This window comes from Wolbachia endosymbiont (group B) of Erebia ligea (assembly GCF_947179575.1).
GTDB classification, from domain to species: domain Bacteria; phylum Pseudomonadota; class Alphaproteobacteria; order Rickettsiales; family Anaplasmataceae; genus Wolbachia; species Wolbachia pipientis_C.
In genome coordinates this window covers 513,681-531,303 of record NZ_CAMXBW010000002.1, presented here as the reverse complement: position 1 = coordinate 531,303, position 17,623 = coordinate 513,681, and the positions used below count along the sequence as shown (strand labels likewise).

15 protein-coding genes, 1 tRNA gene and 2 pseudogenes are annotated in these 17,623 nt (G+C 34.9%); 15 read left to right on the top strand and 3 right to left on the bottom strand.

Features of this window, described 5'->3' with window-relative positions; translation table 11 throughout:
- Window positions 1-24 precede the first annotated feature (24 nt).
- The 7 genes from OM962_RS03125 to rnc all read left to right on the top strand — a co-directional run bounded on the left by OM962_RS03125 (window position 25) and on the right by rnc (window position 7,215).
- Window positions 25-2,304: an AAA family ATPase gene (locus tag OM962_RS03125; RefSeq protein ID WP_264330779.1), complete on the top strand. Its 2,280-nt coding sequence runs from the start codon at window positions 25-27 to the stop codon at window positions 2,302-2,304.
- Window positions 2,305-2,360: 56 nt separating this feature from the next.
- Window positions 2,361-3,359 carry a molecular chaperone DnaJ gene (locus OM962_RS03120; RefSeq protein ID WP_264330778.1) on the top strand — a complete coding sequence of 333 codons (999 nt, stop codon included), beginning with the start codon at window positions 2,361-2,363 and terminating at the stop codon, window positions 3,357-3,359.
- Between the two features lie 58 nt (window positions 3,360-3,417).
- On the top strand, window positions 3,418-4,308 hold the full coding sequence (locus OM962_RS03115) for a class I fructose-bisphosphate aldolase (protein ID WP_006015733.1): 891 nt from the start codon (window positions 3,418-3,420) through the stop codon (window positions 4,306-4,308).
- A 6-nt stretch (window positions 4,309-4,314) separates the two neighbouring features.
- A tRNA-Cys gene (locus OM962_RS03110) sits at window positions 4,315-4,386 on the top strand.
- 107 nt (window positions 4,387-4,493) lie between these two features.
- A complete protein-coding gene (locus OM962_RS03105) occupies window positions 4,494-5,291 on the top strand; it encodes a hypothetical protein (RefSeq protein ID WP_006015735.1) in 798 nt (265 codons plus the stop codon).
- Between the two features lie 71 nt (window positions 5,292-5,362).
- Entirely contained in the window at window positions 5,363-6,430 is a 1,068-nt protein-coding gene (locus OM962_RS03100; RefSeq protein WP_264330777.1) for a quinone-dependent dihydroorotate dehydrogenase, read from the top strand.
- A 92-nt stretch (window positions 6,431-6,522) separates the two neighbouring features.
- On the top strand, window positions 6,523-7,215 hold the full coding sequence (gene rnc / locus OM962_RS03095; protein WP_039950902.1) for a ribonuclease III: 693 nt from the start codon (window positions 6,523-6,525) through the stop codon (window positions 7,213-7,215).
- 52 nt (window positions 7,216-7,267) lie between these two features.
- Here the strand turns inward: rnc and OM962_RS03090 are convergent, their stop codons facing one another.
- The 3 genes from OM962_RS03090 to OM962_RS03080 are packed head-to-tail and all read right to left on the bottom strand — an operon-like array spanning window position 7,268 to window position 9,281.
- Window positions 7,268-7,867: an SCO family protein gene (locus tag OM962_RS03090; protein WP_264330776.1), complete on the bottom strand. Its 600-nt coding sequence runs from the start codon at window positions 7,865-7,867 to the stop codon at window positions 7,268-7,270.
- A 35-nt stretch (window positions 7,868-7,902) separates the two neighbouring features.
- Complete coding sequence (dnaQ, locus tag OM962_RS03085) at window positions 7,903-8,607, bottom strand: DNA polymerase III subunit epsilon (RefSeq protein WP_264330775.1); 705 nt, start codon at window positions 8,605-8,607, stop codon at window positions 7,903-7,905.
- 14 nt (window positions 8,608-8,621) lie between these two features.
- Window positions 8,622-9,281, bottom strand: a complete 660-nt coding sequence (locus tag OM962_RS03080; protein WP_264330774.1) for a Tim44/TimA family putative adaptor protein — start codon at window positions 9,279-9,281, stop codon at window positions 8,622-8,624.
- Between the two features lie 163 nt (window positions 9,282-9,444).
- Here OM962_RS03080 and secB point away from each other — a divergent pair, with 163 nt between their 5' ends.
- From secB to OM962_RS03040, 8 genes and pseudogenes are all read left to right on the top strand, one after another.
- A complete protein-coding gene (gene secB, locus OM962_RS03075) occupies window positions 9,445-9,948 on the top strand; it encodes a protein-export chaperone SecB (protein ID WP_264330773.1) in 504 nt (167 codons plus the stop codon).
- 6 nt (window positions 9,949-9,954) lie between these two features.
- Window positions 9,955-12,558 carry an aconitate hydratase AcnA gene (acnA, locus tag OM962_RS03070; protein ID WP_264330772.1) on the top strand — a complete coding sequence of 868 codons (2,604 nt, stop codon included), beginning with the start codon at window positions 9,955-9,957 and terminating at the stop codon, window positions 12,556-12,558.
- A gap of 127 nt (window positions 12,559-12,685) precedes the next feature.
- Window positions 12,686-13,916, top strand: a pseudogene (locus tag OM962_RS03065) (proline dehydrogenase family protein); the annotation flags it as partial.
- A gap of 46 nt (window positions 13,917-13,962) precedes the next feature.
- Window positions 13,963-14,142, top strand: coding sequence for a transposase (locus OM962_RS03060; protein WP_264330453.1), 180 nt, complete (start codon window positions 13,963-13,965; stop codon window positions 14,140-14,142).
- The gene (locus OM962_RS03055) at window positions 14,130-14,309 is read left to right on the top strand and encodes an IS630 transposase-related protein (protein WP_319606739.1); all 180 of its coding nucleotides are present in this window, start codon (window positions 14,130-14,132) and stop codon (window positions 14,307-14,309) included. The genes OM962_RS03060 and OM962_RS03055 overlap by 13 nt, the downstream gene beginning before the upstream one ends.
- 10 nt (window positions 14,310-14,319) lie before the next feature.
- Window positions 14,320-14,820: an IS630 family transposase gene (locus OM962_RS03050; protein WP_319606738.1), complete on the top strand. Its 501-nt coding sequence runs from the start codon at window positions 14,320-14,322 to the stop codon at window positions 14,818-14,820.
- Between the two features lie 10 nt (window positions 14,821-14,830).
- Window positions 14,831-16,741, top strand: a pseudogene (gene putA, locus OM962_RS03045) (bifunctional proline dehydrogenase/L-glutamate gamma-semialdehyde dehydrogenase PutA); the annotation flags it as partial.
- A 166-nt stretch (window positions 16,742-16,907) separates the two neighbouring features.
- Complete coding sequence (locus OM962_RS03040; RefSeq protein WP_064085711.1) at window positions 16,908-17,549, top strand: protocatechuate 3,4-dioxygenase; 642 nt, start codon at window positions 16,908-16,910, stop codon at window positions 17,547-17,549.
- Window positions 17,550-17,623 lie beyond the last annotated feature (74 nt).

Below are 17,623 nucleotides of genomic sequence, written 5' to 3'. Positions count from 1 at the left end.
AATTTACACTTTTAAAGATAATAGATGATTTCTAAAAATTTGGAGGCAAGTTTAAATAGAGCGTTACAGATTGCTTCTGATTGTAAGCTTAAATATGCAAAAGTGGAACATTTGTTGCTAGCATTAACCAAAGATGTGGATGTAAATTATGTTTTATCAAGATGTAACATCAGAGCTGGTGAAATCATAAATATAGATAATATTATATTAAGGAATGATCATGGTAATAATACAAAAGGTTTTTTACAAGACAACTCCGAATTAACTGTCAACAAAGTTGAGCCTGATGTGCTATTTCAACGCATAGTACATAAAGCCATGATACGAGCTCATCGTCTGGGAAGAAAAGAAATAAATGGAGCAAGTATTCTATTAGAGATTCTGTCTGAGCAAGATTTATACATTGAAGAGCTATTACGCAAACAGAATGCAAAGGATTCTAATTTGATTTATAACATATCCAATATAAAATATTCAGGTGATATAGAAGAATATGTAACTAATCGCAAGATAAAACTTGATAAGAATAACGATATCTCTACTGTAGCAAATAAAGGTGAATTATTAAAAGATGAAGAAGTTCTGCAAAATTATTGTAGAAATTTAAATGATTATGCAAGAAGCAAAAAAATAGATTATGTCATTGGTCGTGATTATGAATTAAATCGCACTATAGAAATCTTGCTAAGACGCAGAAAAAATAACCCTTTATATGTCGGAGAACCAGGTGTTGGTAAAACAACAATAGTTGAAGGCTTGGTATTGAAAATTATTGAAGGTAGTGTTCCGAGTGCACTGAGATCGAGCATAATTTATGCTTTGGATTTAGGCTCACTTCTTGCAGGAACACGCTATAGAGGTGACTTCGAAGAGAGAATAAAATCTATAATAAAAGTAATTGAGGCAAAACCTGGCGCTATTCTTTTCATTGATGAAATACACACTATTATTGGAGCAGGTTCAACAAGTGGCAGCTTTCTTGATGCTGGCAATCTGCTCAAACCTGCACTTGCAAGAGGTGCGTTGCGTTGTATAGGTGCAACTACATATAGAGAATATAGCAATAGCTTTGAAAAGGATAAAGCATTAGCAAGGAGGTTTCAAAAAATTAATGTAAAAGAGTCTTCTATTAATGATACAGTAAAGATACTAGATGGTATAAAGCATTACTATGAAAGGTATCATGGAGTGTATTACACGAAACATGCCATTAAATCTGCAGCTGAACTTTCACACAAGTATATCACTGGGCGAATATTACCTGATAAAGCAGTTGATGTTATAGATGAAGCAGGGGCATATTGTAAGTTACAAAAAAACAGGCGAAAAGTTATAAACAGTAGAGACATTAAGAGTACTATCGCTAGGATTATAAACGTACCTTGCGGGTTTGATGATATGCAAAGAGTAAAATCTTTGAAAGAAAATCTCAATAGGGCCATTTTTGGTCAAGAGCAAGCGATAGAGTTTCTCGTTAATTCTATTAAAATTGCTAAATCTGGTCTGAGAAGTTACAATAAACCCTTGGCAAAGTATCTTTTTGCAGGGCCAACTGGTGTAGGTAAGACTGAGCTTGCGAAGCAGCTAGCACAAAATATGGGTATGAACCTTATTCGGTTTGATATGTCTGAGTATATGGAACCTCACACAATATCTAGAATGATTGGTTCCCCTCCTGGATATGTGGGTTACGACCAAGGTGGATTGCTTACAGAATCTGTATCTAATAATCAATATAGCGTAGTACTTCTTGATGAAATTGAGAAAGCTCATAGTGATATTTATAATATATTACTACAAATCATGGATTATGGGTGTGTTACAGACACTTACGGACGTAAGGTTAATTTTTCCAATACGATCTTAATTATGACAACCAATGCAGGGGCATTTGAACGTAACAAAAGTTCTATTGGCTTTGGGTATAAAAACTTCAACATCAGTGACAGCGAAAAAGCAATGGAACGGGTTTTTAGCCCTGAATTTCGTAATCGTCTTGATGCAGTCATTTCCTTTTCTGATTTGGATGCGGATGTCATTTTGCACATTGTGGATAAATTTATTCAGGAATTAAAAAAACAACTTGTGCAAAAGGGTATAAGCTGCTCAGTGGAAGAAGAAGTAAAGTCTTATCTTGCGCAAACAGGTTATAGCAAAGAAATGGGAGCACGCCCAATAGAGAGGCTGATTGAAAAAGAGATAAAAAGTCATTTGGCTGAAGAAATACTGAATCGTCGATTAATTAAAGGAAAGAAATTAAGGATTTATATTGGTAAACACGGAATTGCTTTTGATATAGTTTAAATTCTTGCTTGAGTATTAAATTTGTAGTATAGTCACTATTTTTTAATGAGGCTATAGTGGCAAGTTTAACCAGAAATCAATATTACAGTAATCAAGATTTACGGAATTTATTTTCAAGGCTGGGAATAAAAGCGGAAGAAGTAATAAGTCAGGAGTTTGATGATGTACTTAAGTTAGTTGAGCGGCGCTTTAGAAGAGCTTCATTAAAATGTCACCCTGATAAAGTAGTAGGAGAGAAAGAGAAAAAAATAGCTGAAGAAGAGTTTAAAAAACTTAGTGCAGATAAAGATAGGCTAGAGCAATATCTTAACGACTTAAAAGCAGCTGGCATATCTATACCATTACAGCGAGAAGTGCAGGAAAAACAAGGAAAAATCGATGAGATTCTATCACGTAGAAACAAAGCTATAAATAGAGCGCTTTTATTTTTTATATTAGCAAATGTGGTACTTGGTCCGTCGCCTCAAGTCAAATATTGCTTATCGCAACTTGCTAACAGTGGCAAAGTACAAAACATTGCTTATAAATTTTATGCATTCAGCATCGGAGTTTGGCCATGGTTATTTATTATATCCTTTTGTAGTATTATCTATGCAGCAAGTAAACAAAGAGGCTCACAAGAAAAAAATCTAGATAGGTTAAATAGGGGATACAATTTACTTATTGCTGCTGATAATTATGTGATATGTATAGCAGCAGCGTTTGCTGTGTGCAGTTTAGCGTCGGAAATTGCACAAAATGGCTGGCCTGTTCAATATGGAATGGTGCTTATGGCTAATTTAGCATTGGATTTATTACTTATTGCTTTACTTAGAACTTTTATAAAAGCTTCTGAATTATATAGTGAGCACTGCATCCAGCGTTTATACGAAGAAGATGCAGAATTTAGCTACAAGGAAAAGTTTGCATGGTATGACTATAAATTAGTGCTTATGCCGCTCATTCTTCCTATTGTTAAAATGTATTTTGAAGATTTAATTCAAGAAAAACCACAACAGCACACCACCGATCCTAAAGTTACACCTTTAAATATAGGCGTAGGAACAAGAGCATAAAAAGGTCTTTGCTTCAACTATAGTTTTTGCTACACTTTGAGTAAATTTGAAGATATTAATGAGTGAAGAAGTAAAACAAATCCTAAGTTACTACGAAAGTGAAAACCCTGGAGTAAAAGCGAATCTTACTCGCATTCTTATGCATGGGAAACTTGGTGGAACTGGCAAGTTAGTAATTCTCCCTGTAGACCAGGGATTTGAGCACGGACCAATAAAAAGTTTTGAAGTTAACCCTGATGCTTACGATCCACATTATCATTTTCAGCTTGCAGTTGATTCAGGAGTAAGTGCATACGCTGCTCCGCTTGGTATGATCGAAGCTGGTGCTTCAACTTATGCTGGAATGCTACCACTTATTTTGAAGCTTAATAGCGCTAACTCTTTGCACTCAAAAAGCTTAACTTCAGATCAAGCAATAACTGCCTCTGTAAAAGATGCGCTGCGTTTGGGCTGCATGGCTGTTGGGTTTACTATATATCCTGGTTCTGCTAAGTGTTTTGATATGATGGAAGAAGCTCGCAAAATTATAGCTGAGGCTAAATCTTGTGGCCTTGCTGTAGTGCTATGGTCTTATCCACGTGGTGAAGGGATTTCCAAAGAAGGTGAAACAGCAGTTGATGTGATTGCTTATGCTGCGCATATAGCGGCTTTGCTCGGTGCCAACATAATAAAAGTAAAACTTCCAACCAATCATCTGGAAAGAGAAAAAATAGAAAATATTGAATCATTATCTAAAAGAATTGAATATATTAAAAAGTCTTGCTTTGCAGGAAAAAGAATAGTAGTTTTCTCTGGTGGTGAGTCAAAGTCAGTGGATGATATATACAATGAGGCAAAAGAAATTAAGCAAGGTGGTGGTAATGGTTCAATTATCGGGCGCAACACTTTTCAAAGAAAAAAAGAGGATGCTTTATCTATGCTAAAAGATATAATTAATATCTACGCATAAAAAAACGGCTGGGTGGCAGAATGGCTTATGCGGAGGACTGCAAATCCTTTTATACCGGTTCAATTCCGGTCCCGGCCTCTTACTCCAATTAGATCGTTTTTTCTTCTGAAATTTTAACAAGAAGTGTGGCTTTTAATGAAATATTTAAAAAAATAAGATACTATATTCAAAATATAAGCAGTAAAATGCCAAAGAGATTAACAGAAGTTTTATTATTGATTGGTTTGCCCTTCTTGCTTACCAGTTGCACTTTTCACTATTTATTAAAGAGCTCGTATACTCATCTTGCACCAGAAAAGTACCCTTCATCCAACAAACAGCCGGTTTACGTCGGTACAGCTTACAGTGCACAGACTATATATAATGCGTTATTTAATGACTTTCTGTTAATAGGTAAGTCATCATTCACAGCCAAACATGGGCGTGCTAGTCAATATGTTAACTATGGAAGAGAAGTTGGAGCAGATGTGATAATCGTATCATTTCAAAATATGCAAAAGGATAAAGAGCATTTTAGCATCACAGAAAAACTATTATGGGACACAAGCTTAACAACATTTCATACAAGGACCATTATAAACTTTGATCAGGACGTACTCTTTCTAAAAAAGGTAGGTGATGCAAAAGCTCCATGGGAATATGTCAAAGGAGAGTTCAAGCTTCACGAAAAAGACGATACTGATCCATATCTAGGGAATTGGGTAGGGTATAGAATATGCAAGATTGCAATATCTTCTTCAGAAGATGAATACTTAGGATTTGTAAATGAAGATAATTGTAAAGAAAAATCTGGAATAAATAAGATGCTTGCTTGGAAAAATGGGGATGTAAGGTTGCGAATTAATAAACAATCAAAACAGGGATTTTATTTAAATCGAAATAAGATTCCTATACTAATAAAATCTCAAATTAACAAATTTGGCTACCTCGAATTAGTAGATAAAAATACTGATCAAGTTCTGGTTTCCCTTCAGAAAAATTAGTTTTTACTACCCATAGAAACTATATACTTCTATTTTGATAAACCTCAAGCTTTCTAAATTATTCTTGTTGCATGGTAAAAAATAAACTAAAAATAAGCAAAGTGTTTTACAAAATGATATTACGTAATTTATTGTTTTTACTGCCGCCTGAAATTGCTCACTCCTTGGTAATAACGGCGTTAAAAAAGATGCCCTGTAGGAAACCTATAGAACTACCTAAGTCTTTAAATGTAAACTTTTTTGGTAATAAAATTAGGAGTCCTGTAGGTCTTGCTGCAGGTTTTGATAAAAATGCGGAAGTTGTAAAGCCGATGCTCTCATTTGGTTTTGGATTTATTGAGTCTGGTACTGTAACTAAACATCCCCAATATGGAAACAAAAAACCGAGAATTTTTCGATTAATTAAAGATGAAGGAATAATTAATAGATTGGGATTTAATAATAAAGGAGTAGACTATTTTCTTAAACAGATAAGTGAAACTAAACTTGGTGATTGTATTTTTGGTATAAATATAGGAAGAAACAGTACATCAAAGGACCAAATCAGCGATTATGTTGACTTAATAAAGATAGTATATGGAAAGAGCAATTATATAGTACTGAACATCTCATCCCCAAACACACCTAACTTGCGCGATTTGCACAATAAACAAGAATTATCCAAATTGTTGAAATCTATCACTCTAACCCGGAAATCAATCGATAGCTCTGAATCCATACCGATAATATTAAAAATTTCTCCAGATATAGATCAGCAAACAAAAGAAAATATCGCTGAGCTTACACTAGAATATAAAATTGACGGCTTAATAGTAAGCAACACTGCGATAAGTCGAGATTTTTACTATAATGAGAGTGGTGGGTTGAGCGGCAGACCATTGTTTCAACTTTCAACCGAGTTATTGAGTGATATGTACAAGCTTACTAAGAGCAGGATTCTATTGATAGGATGTGGGGGAGTTTCAAGTGGTATTGACGCATATGAAAAAATAAAGGCAGGAGCCTCTTTAGTACAACTGTACACTGCTCTCGTATATCAGGGGCATCAAGTTGTGAACAAAATCAATCTGGAGCTTGCAGAATTGGTAAAAAGAGATGGATTTAGTAACATTACTGAAGCAGTGGGTTGTATACATTGATTTTGGAAGTTATTGATATTGTTTTAGTAAAGTAGAGCTAACTTTTTAGTGTAAAGGTATGATAGGGAGTGCTTTTCTTTTGAATGATGAACATGAAAGTTTTGAACGATATAATATCTAAAGTTATTAATTATAAATTTACAGATCATGCAATATTAGAAGAGGCATTAACCCATCCAAGCGTAAATAAAAGGAATAGCGAAGACCAGATCGTAAGCTACGAAAGGCTAGAGTTTTTGGGCGATAGTATTTTGAACATGGTTGTATCTGCTATGCTGTTTAAAATGTTTCCTGAAGAAAAAGAAGGAGCATTGGCAAAAAGAAAAACGGATCTAGTTTGTGGCAGTACCATTGCTAATGTTGCTAAAGAAATAGAGTTAGGTAACTTTATCATCATGAATAATAGTGAACGTTGCAACGGAGGGAAATGTAACTTAAAAAATTTAGAAAATTCGCTTGAGGCACTAATAGGTGCAATTTATATTGACGGTGGACTTGAGAGTGTTGAAAAATTTATTATCCGACATTGGGAAAAGCTAGCTAAAGACATCCTCGATCCTCCTCAAGATCCTAAAACTTCACTGCAAGAATGGACTCAGAGAAATAAATTACCTTTACCAAAGTATGAGCTTGTAAAACAAACTGGACCAGCACACAATCCTGAATTTACTATATCAGTTTGCATAGAGAGTTATGACAAAGTTTCTGCATGCGCTCCTAGTAAGAAAATTGCTGAACAAAAAGCTGCTGAGTTGATCCTAGAAAAAATTAAAAAAACGACTTAGTTTAATCAAAATAGCCGTTAGCATAAATTTAAAGTAAGCTAAGCTCTTTAGTTCAGCTTACATATTTTTTTATCTCAGCCAGAATCTTATCAGATTGACTTTCATCTGAATTTAAATCAGCTACAAAGTGTGTGACATATTTTCCTTCAGGGCCAATAAGGTATATTATTGAAGAATGGTTAATTTCCTCTTCTCCACCTACTTTGTTTGCATATACTTTATACTTTGCAACTACTTCATCTATTTTTTGTCTTTCACCAGTTAGCATTTGTATTCTATGGTCAAATTGCTGCTGAAATTCTTTAAGCCTTTCTATGTTATCGCGCTCAGGATCAACTGTGATAAAAAATGTTTGTATCTTATTGTCAGTTTTCTTATCTAACTTTGCAAGTGTTTCTGAAATTATTCCGAGGTTCATAGGGCAAATTCTTTTGCATGAGGAAAATCCGAAAAAAATCATCATATACTTATTTTTAAAATCACTACTGCGTACTGTTTGTCCGTCTTGATTAATCAAAGAAAAATCCCCACCTATTTTAATTTCTGTATTTTGTGAAACAAATATGCCTTGCTTGGTAAAATAACAATAACCTAAGAAGATAGCTGCTACTGTTATTAGCAAACTAGACAATAACCTTATAAACTTTATCATTAAAGCGTTTCCAATAAAGTTAAATCATATCTTGATTAGTTGATTGATTCAATATATTCCTTCCAAAGTGGGTTGTTAATTTTATCTAACAATTTCTTATGCTCATTAATTTCTTTACTACTTGGTGAATGTTCTCTGCGAGCTAAATTACGCACTTTATGCTGAATAAACGTAGAGTTATTGTCCTGAGCACATTCATTATTAAATAAAAAGGTTTGCAATCCTCCTGTAAGCTCAACATAGACCTTTGCAAGCAATTGAGCATCAACTAATGCTCCATGCAACTCTCTACCTTCCAACGATATATCAAAACGTTTACATAATGCATTTAAAGAAGCAGGTGATCCTACAAACTTTTTTCTTGCAAGTGGTAATGTATCTAGCACTCTATCTGAGGAAATTAACCCAGCATTTAACTTGCCTAACTCCATATTAAGGAACTTAATATCAAATTCAGCATTATGAATTACCAAGATGTCATTAGATATGAAGTCAAGAAATTCAAGTGCAACATCTGAAAATAGTGGCTTATCTTCCAAAAACTCCTCACTAATACCATGAATCTTAAATGAGTGGTAAGGTATATCTCTCTCTGGATTAAGATATCGATGAAATGTTTTACCTGTTGGAATACGGTTAATTAGTTCTACACATCCTATCTCAATAATTCGATGGCCAGACTCAGTGTCAAGACCTGTAGTTTCAGTATCAAGTACTATTTCTCGTAGCCTACTTTCCATAGGTGTAACTAATCTTACTTGTCATTTGCTGTTAAATTTTTATCGGTACTTGCCTTCTTATAGTTAATGGAAACAAGCAACCAGGTTGGATCTGATGAATTAATATTTTTTTTGAATTGCCATACATCCTCAACTTTGTTAATAGTAGACATACTACCTGATATGATGTCTCCTTCACCATTCTTAACGAAGTGAATTTGCTCTGAAAGGAAGTATAATGCAATAAATACTACGTTTTTTACTAGCTTTATTTCTAAGATTTTTTGTGAAACAATAGAAACAATTATAGACTCGTGTATCTCTTTACGATGTTTAATCTTATCCACAAAGCTATTATACAAATCTTTGTCCAGAAGAGATTTTAATTGAGGTAAATTTCCTTGGTTGAAATATTTAATTATTAATTCAAAAGCTATGCTTGAACCTTCTATAAAATTGGAAATAGAGAACTTTCTGTTTTTTTGTAATATTTGTTCATAAGTAGCTTCTATTGAACTTTTGTTATTGCTATAAGTATAATCTTCGATATTTTCTACCACATCCTCTTTACTTTGACTTACATCTAATACACCTGTTAGCTTTTTTAGATTGAGACTGGATGATCTTCCTAAAGAATTATATAAGCGTGAAAAAATAAACGCCGCTAGTAAAGCATATATTACAAGCTCTATCATGGTAACTTACTCCTTGATATATAAAGTATCTAAATATTATTAATTATTGATAAAAATATGTTTTTCATATTAACCTATAGTTAGGTTTACTATTCATTTGTAAATGGATATATTATATAAGAAAGTATTAAACATCTCAACTTAATTAAAGGAGACGTAAGAAATGTCACAACACAAAATGAAAATTCATGGTCAGTATGTCAAAGATTTTTCGTTTGAGAATCCAAATTCGCCATTCCTTCCTTCTAGTAGAGCTCCTGATATTAATGTAATGGTTAATATTAATTCAGCAAAATTAGAAGGAACAGAAAATAAAAAAGGAATAAGTGAAGAAAAGCCTTTTCATGAAATTACTTTGCATATAGAGGCCAAAGCAACGGTAAAAGATGAAGATGTAAAGGATGATATAGCTTTCATTTGCGAGGTAAAGTATTGCGGTATTTTTTCAATAGAAAACTTTACAGAGCTAAGTGAAGAAGAGGTGAGACAAGCTTTATTTATTGGTGGACCTACTTTTCTTTTCCCTTTTGCAAGAGAAATAATTGCAAGAACTACAAGTAGTGGTGGGTTTCCTCCACTTATGCTAGATCCTATAGATTTTGAAACTATGTATCAGCAGCAAAGTCAACAACAAAAAAGTAGCGCTAGTAATTCCAATTTTAACTAATACAGGATGAACAATTCTTTAAATGCAAAGACGACTTTAAATATTGATGGAAGGTTATATAACTACTTTAACCTAAGTAACGCTGGTAAATTCTTAGGAGTAAATTTAACCAAATTGCCTTGTTCACTCAAGGTATTGCTTGAAAATTTATTGCGCAATGAAGATGGAGTAAGCGTTAAATTAGATGACATAAAGATATTAGCAAATTGCGTCAAGAAACACATTAATCACGAAATTAGCTACAAGCCAGGAAGGGTTTTGATGCAGGATTTCACAGGAGTTCCTGCTGTCGTTGACTTAGCTTCAATGCGTAATTATGTGAAGAAAAACGGAGGTAACCCAAGCAAAATAAATCCATCTGTACCTGTTGATCTTGTGATCGATCACTCTGTTCAAGTAGATAGTTACGGAAGCACTTCTGCATTTGGTAAAAACGTTGCACTGGAAGTAAAAAGAAATTTGGAGAGATATCAATTCTTAAAATGGGGAGAGTCATCCTTCACAAATTTTAGAGTAGTGCCACCAGGTACTGGAATTTGCCACCAAGTGAATCTTGAATATTTAGCGCAAGTTGTATGTAACGATAGCGGAGTTCTATATCCAGATACCTTAGTCGGTACAGATAGTCACACTACTATGGTAAATGGTTTATCGGTTCTTGGTTGGGGTGTTGGTGGAATAGAAGCTGAGTCTGTGATGCTTGGTCAACCAATTAGTATGGTAATTCCAGAAGTAGTAGGATTTAAATTAATAGGAAGACTTTCAGAGGGAGTAACAGCAACTGATCTAGTGCTAACGATTACTAATATCCTGAGAACAAAAGGCGTTGTTGGCAGATTTGTGGAATTTTATGGTGATGGCTTAGATTGTTTATCTTTGGCAGATAGAGCAACCATAGCTAATATGGCTCCAGAGTATGGTGCAACTTGTGGATTCTTTCCAATTGATCAGAAGACACTAGATTATTTAAACTTAACTGGAAGGCCAAAAGAGTTGGTTAAATTGGTTGAAGTCTATGCAAAAGAACAAGGGCTATGGCGTAGTAATGACGAATTGGCGTTCTTTGACACACTGGAGCTTGATTTATCGAGCGTAGAGCCGGTAATGGCCGGTCCAAAAAGACCGCAAGATAAGGTTTTTCTTTCGCAAGTGGCAGAATCTTTTTCTAAATCATTTCCAGTTAATGAGTCAGAGGAAAGCGATAAACTCCAAGATGGAAGTGTAGTTATTGCAGCAATAACAAGCTGCACTAATACTTCAAACCCAAGTGTAATGATTGCTGCTGGACTTGTAGCGCGTAATGCAGTCAACCTTGGATTAAAATCAAAGCCTTGGGTTAAAACTTCTCTTGCTCCAGGGTCACAAGTTGTAACAGAATATTTAGAAAAGTCAGGGTTACAGGAAGATCTAAATGCTTTGGGTTTTAATTTGGTTGGGTACGGCTGTACAACTTGTATTGGAAACTCCGGTCCGCTTCATGAAGATATAGAAAGTGATATTAAGGATAAAAACTTGACTGTTGCAGCAGTTTTATCCGGTAATCGTAACTTTGAAGGAAGAATCCATCCTTTAGTCAAAGCTAATTACTTGGCATCTCCGCCACTTGTTGTTGTGTATGCACTTGCAGGTACTGTACAAATTGACCTGACAAAAGATCCTATATGCAAAGATAAGAATGGAAGTGATGTTTATCTCAAAGATATATGGCCAACAAATAGTGAAGTTGAGAGCTGTGTTAAAAGTGTTGTGACGCGTGAAATGTTCATACAAAAGTATAAGGATGTTTTTTCTGGTGATGAGCATTGGCAAAAGATAAGGTGTGAGAAAAGTGAAATCTATGATTGGGACGCGAAAAGCACTTATATACAAAACCCTCCCTATTTTGATGATTTATCGACTAAGAACAATAAAAGCAACATAGTTGATATAAAGAATGCGCAAATACTAGCGATGTTTGGCGATAGCGTCACTACCGACCACATTTCCCCTGCTGGAAATATTGCCTCAAATAGTCCTGCAGGCATATATTTAAAAGGTCTTGGAGTTGAACCGCAAGATTTCAATTCATATGGATCTCGCCGCGGTAACCACAACGTAATGATGCGTGGAACCTTTGCTAATATCAGAATAAGAAATAAAATGGTGAGCGCTGAGGGTGGCTATACAAAACATATTCCTTCTCAAGAAACTATGTCAATTTTTGATGCAGCAATGCAATATAAAAGAGAAGCTGTTCCATTAGTTGTCATTGCAGGAAAAGAATATGGTACAGGTTCAAGTAGGGATTGGGCAGCAAAGGGTACTGCATTACTGGGAATTAAAGCTGTGATTGCAGAAAGTTTTGAACGCATACATAGGTCCAATTTGGTCGGTATGGGTGTTCTTCCACTTGCATTTCAGGATGGAGTAACGAGAAAGATATTTGATGGTAGTGAGATAGTGAGCATAAAAGGTGAAGTAGTACCAAATGGAAATCTAGAATGTATCATTAAAAGAAAGGATGATTCAGAGCAATCCATTCAACTCAAGTGCTGTGTACAAACTGCAACTGAGGTTAAGTACTTGATGAGTGGTGGAGTGTTGAGCTATATACTTGCGCAGTCCTTTTGAGCTATCACAGTCATTAACTAGGTTTTTTGAATCGATTCTCGCTCTTTATTTAAATAATAATTTATTCGATGCAAAGTTATGATATAATCTTACCTTATATATGGTAAAGGGTGTTTTGTAGATAATTATGATCAGTTCTATACAAGAACCTAACGCATTACGAAAACGATTGCAGGCATTTTATCGTGCTGATGAAAAAAGTCACGTACGTTATCTTGTAGAAAAATCAGAACTTTCGGCTGATTCAAAAAACATAATTTACAATATTGCAAAACAAATTGTCGAAAAGATTAGAGGTAGTAAATTAGGCATTATAGATTCTTTTATACAACAGTACTCACTTTCTAACGACGAAGGAGTAGCGCTAATGTGTCTTGCTGAATCATTACTTAGAATACCAGACGATTACACAATAGATGAATTGATCAAAGATAAAATTGCCAACCAAGAATGGAATAAACACTTGGGGCGTTCCTCTTCGTTGTTTGTTAATGCTTCTACATGGAGTTTAATTATAGGAAGCAGTATATTAAGAAACAATGAAGAGGATTCAAAATTCTATCACATAATTTCCAGGTTATTGAAAAATTTAGGAGAGCCAATAATCCGCAAAGCGGTGAAACAAGCAATATCCATTCTTGGCAAGCATTTTATTGTTGGAGAAACTATAGAAAAAGCATTGGAAAGCGTGAAATCAGATGACTACAGTAAGTATTTATGCTCTTTTGATATGCTTGGTGAATCTGCTTGCACAGTTGAGGATGCGGAAGAGTATTTTAATTTATACATGCATGCAATAAAAGCCATAGGTGAAGCTGCTGACATAAATGATTGCTTTAAATCTCAAGGGGTTTCAATCAAATTGTCTTCACTGCACTCACGTTATGAATTTAGCCAATTTGGTAATATAGCTGAAGAGCTGAGAGCTAAGTTGCTGGAACTGTGTCATGAAGCGAAGAAATATAACATTTCACTTTGTATAGATGCAGAAGAATCAGAAAGACTTGAGATGTCATTAGTTTTATTTGAGCAATTGCGTCTTGATGATTCACTTTCTAAGTGGGAGGGGCTTGGCTGTGCAAGCGTATCAAAAACGTGCTTTATCTGTTCTTGATTTTGTTGAAGATGTTGCCATTCGATCAAAGCATAAAATTATGGTGAGGCTTGTAAAAGGAGCATATTGGGACTCAGAAATCAAGCGCACACAAGAATTAGGGTTAATTGGTTATCCGGTGTTTACTAGAAAAAGCCACACAGATGTATGCTACCTTGCCTGTGCGCAGAAACTTTTAAGCAAAGAGAATCACTTTTATCCATGTTTTGGAACTCATAATGCTTATACTTTTGCTACTATAGTATTTCCTAAAGTAAATGATAAAGGTATAATAAAGTATTTGAGTTATAATGGCATATAGTGTGGATTTAAGGGAAAAGGCAGTATTGATGATAGAAAAAGGTAAGACAAAGGTTGAGGTAGCAGAGCTTATGGAGATAGGAATAGCAACTCTGTACCGTTGGTTAAAAAAGAAAGCTGCTGGTGAAAGCCTCAAGCCATCTAAAACGGTAGCTTTATTCGAAAAATAGACCCCAAAATACTCGAAGAATATGTTACAAAGAATCCAGATCATACTCTGGCAGAGATGAAACAAAATCTTGGATTTGGAATAAACTCAATTTGGTATAGACTAAAACAGCTAAAAATTACTTTAAAAAAAAGTCACACTATATCAAGAGCGCAATCAAGAAGATAGGGAGCAATTTATTGATAAAATCTCAAAAATAGACCATTCCAGCATCTTATATATAGATGAAGCAGGAGTTGATAATAAGTTATACCGAGAATATGGACGCGCTCCAAGAGGAAAGAAAATTTATGCAGATATTCCAGGGAGAACTCGAGAGAGAATCAGTATAGTAGCCGGGTGGATTGGAAAGAGATTTATTGCACCAATGACTTTCAAAGGTGGGTGTGACAAAGAGGTATTCAATACATGGTTGGAGAAGATGTTATTACCTAAATTGCCACTTGGCACAACTATAGTTATGGATAATGCTACATTTCATAAGACCACTAAAACAAAATCATTAATAGAGTCTTTTGGCTGTCATTTGCTGTATCTTCCAACATATTCACCAGATTTGAATCCTATAGAATACTGTTGGCATACCATCAAAAGCCGCCTCAGACCTCTCATGTATAAATATACAGACTTACAGCTTTTGGTTGGTAATACCATAATGGAACTTTATCATCCATTTTAGAAAATACTATATAATAGAGCTTGCCGATAAAAATCATCCTGGGTTTGAGTTTCAGCGCTTACATGGAATGGGTAAAAGTTTGTATGATTATGCAATTTCAGAACTTGCAACAAGCATCAATTGTCGTATATATGCACCAGTTGGTAAACATAGTGATTTATTGCCATACCTTATTAGGCGCCTTCTTGAAAATGGAGCTAATAGCTCGTTTGTCAATCAAGTAAATGATTCTGACGTTAAAATTGAAGAATTAGTCTCAGATCCATTAGAAAAAGTAAAAAGCTTAGAATATGAGCCTCATCCAAGCATTCCGTTGCCACGAGATATTTTTGGAGAGGAAAGAAAAAACTCCTTGGGAATGGATATTAGCGATTCAATTGCAGTTTCACAATTTGCAAATGATGTAAGGGAATTTAGTGAAAAGAAATGGCAAGTTGGCCCAATAATTGATGGAGAGTCGTTTCTTGACAATGCGGAATTTACCGAAGTAGTGAATCCTGCACATTTGGAAAATGTAATTGGAGAAGTGTCAAGTGCAACAAGTGCTCAGGCTTTAAATGCTCTTGAAATAGCACATAGTGCTTTTACTAAGTGGCAGAATGTTTCAGTAGAAGAGCGCGCTAAATGCCTTGAAAAAGCTGCAGATTTGCTTGAGGAAAGGATGAAAGAGTTAATTTATATTCTGATTGTAGAAGCAGGAAAAATTTTATCCGATGCAATAGCAGAAGTAAGAGAGGCAATCGACTTTTTGCGCTATTATGCAATGATAGCAAAAAATGAACTGAATGACTGGAAAAAATTGCCAGGTCCAACAGGTGAAGATAACTTCATCTTTTTTGAAGGCAGAGGAGTTTTCTTATGCATATCACCGTGGAATTTTCCACTCGCTATCTTCATTGGACAGGTTTCAGCTGCACTTGCAGCAGGTAATGCAGTGCTGGCAAAACCGGCAGAGCAAACGCCGATTATTGCCTATGAAGCCGTTAAGATACTACACGAAGCTGGAATACCAAAAAATGTGCTACACCTTATTCCAGGGGATGGTTGGTATTTAGGTAAAACATTAGTACCAGATAATAGAATTTCCGGTGTAGCTTTTACTGGTTCAACACAAACTGCTCAAATAATTAATCGAATGCTTGCTAGTAGAGATGGTCCTATTGTGCCACTTATCGCTGAGACTGGTGGATTAAATGCTATGATTGTTGATAGTTCTGCTCTTTTAGAGCAGGTAACTAAGGATGTTTTAATTTCTGCATTTCGCAGTGGCGGTCAACGTTGTTCTGCTCTCAGAGTGCTATTTATTCAAGAAGATATAGCAGAAAAACAGATAAAAGTGATATGCAATGCAGCTCAAGAACTAAAGATAGGTGACCCAATACAACTGAGCACAGATATTGGTCCAATAATTGACAAAGCATCTATTGATATGCTCACTAAACATACGGAAAAAATATCAAGGGATGAAGATTCAAACCTTTTGTCCAAGGTACCCATGGATACAAATTCTTATAATGGTTATTTCTTTCCTCCGTACATTTATGAGATACAAAAAATTTCGCAATTAAAGCAGGAAGTGTTTGGTCCTATTTTACATATCATACGTTTTAATAAGTCGCAGTTAAATGAAGTTATAAGTGATATAAATAATACAGGATATGGACTTACGTTTTCTTTGCAAAGCCGTGTACAAAGTCAGATCGATTTAATAAGCAAGAAAATATCAGTTGGAAATGTATACATCAATCGCAATCAAATAGGTGCAGCAGTTGGAACACAACCATTTGGCGGTAGAGGACTGTCAGGTACCGGACCAAAAGCTGGTGGTCCTAATTATCTGCAACGTTTTTCTATAGAAAAGGTTGTAAGTGTCAACACTACAGCATGTGGCGGTAACATTACACTTGCGTGTTTGGATTGATTTGCAATTTCTAAATTGGAAGTCCGTGCAGTTGTGTATGCAGTACTAAAACCTAAAACTCATACACTGAAAGGATAGTTGTGATTCTAAGGAGGCTTCAAAGAAAGTCTTGTCTTTAATAAAAGAAAAAGGTTGCTATAATTCTGATAAAAGCACTATAAACAAAATGAATGTAAAAAATATCTTATTAGCGTTTTTAGTACAATTTATATTCGATTTGTCATTATTTGCAGCTGATCCTATTTTGCTTAATTGTATTGAAACTCCAGGGATTTATGATCTTGAAACAAGGCCAAAAAGCTTTAACTCTTCAAATAATTTAAGAAGAAAACCTGGCTCTCCAAATAATGCAGCAGGAGAATTAATAAATGTAGTGGGTAGAGTTACTGATGTAAATTGCTTACCGATACAAAATGCTGTGGTTTCTATATGGCACGCAGACTCACTTGGCATGAGCTATTATGATGAAAATGTGGAGCTTGATCCAAATTTTGCTGGATCAGGAAGATTTGTAGTAAATAACCTTGGCTATTATAATTTTATTACAATAGTACCAGGTAAAATTGGTGATAGGGCTCCACACATCAACTTTTTGGTCCAACATCCAGATTTTCCAGAATTCACAACACAAATGTTTTTTGCTGATCATAATTGCGATAACTGTGATGATCTTCTTCTTGGTAATCTTATTGAGAGTGGACTTGCAAGCCTTCTGATAGCACCATTTACTTATAACAATCAGGCTATGAAGACCTACACATTTAATATAACCCTAGGTGGGCATAACAAATTTTCTGATAAAAGATAAAGCCCTTGCATATCAGGGGAGTTCATAGTAGTCTTAAGCGCTATTGTACTTAAAATGTATATGAAAAATATCTT

Coding starts and splice junctions, on each gene's coding strand:
- OM962_RS03105 (WP_006015735.1), top strand. CDS start 4,494: ATGCCAAAGAGATTAACAGAAGTTTTATTATTGATTGGTTTGCCCTTC.
- OM962_RS03125 (WP_264330779.1), top strand. CDS start 25: ATGATTTCTAAAAATTTGGAGGCAAGTTTAAATAGAGCGTTACAGATT.
- acnA (WP_264330772.1), top strand. CDS start 9,955: ATGAACAATTCTTTAAATGCAAAGACGACTTTAAATATTGATGGAAGG.
- OM962_RS03060 (WP_264330453.1), top strand. CDS start 13,963: ATGGCATATAGTGTGGATTTAAGGGAAAAGGCAGTATTGATGATAGAA.
- OM962_RS03115 (WP_006015733.1), top strand. CDS start 3,418: ATGAGTGAAGAAGTAAAACAAATCCTAAGTTACTACGAAAGTGAAAAC.
- rnc (WP_039950902.1), top strand. CDS start 6,523: ATGAAAGTTTTGAACGATATAATATCTAAAGTTATTAATTATAAATTT.
- dnaQ (WP_264330775.1), bottom strand. CDS start 8,607: ATGGAAAGTAGGCTACGAGAAATAGTACTTGATACTGAAACTACAGGT.
- OM962_RS03040 (WP_064085711.1), top strand. CDS start 16,908: ATGAATGTAAAAAATATCTTATTAGCGTTTTTAGTACAATTTATATTC.
- secB (WP_264330773.1), top strand. CDS start 9,445: ATGTCACAACACAAAATGAAAATTCATGGTCAGTATGTCAAAGATTTT.
- OM962_RS03080 (WP_264330774.1), bottom strand. CDS start 9,281: ATGATAGAGCTTGTAATATATGCTTTACTAGCGGCGTTTATTTTTTCA.
- OM962_RS03100 (WP_264330777.1), top strand. CDS start 5,363: ATGGTAAAAAATAAACTAAAAATAAGCAAAGTGTTTTACAAAATGATA.
- OM962_RS03090 (WP_264330776.1), bottom strand. CDS start 7,867: ATGATAAAGTTTATAAGGTTATTGTCTAGTTTGCTAATAACAGTAGCA.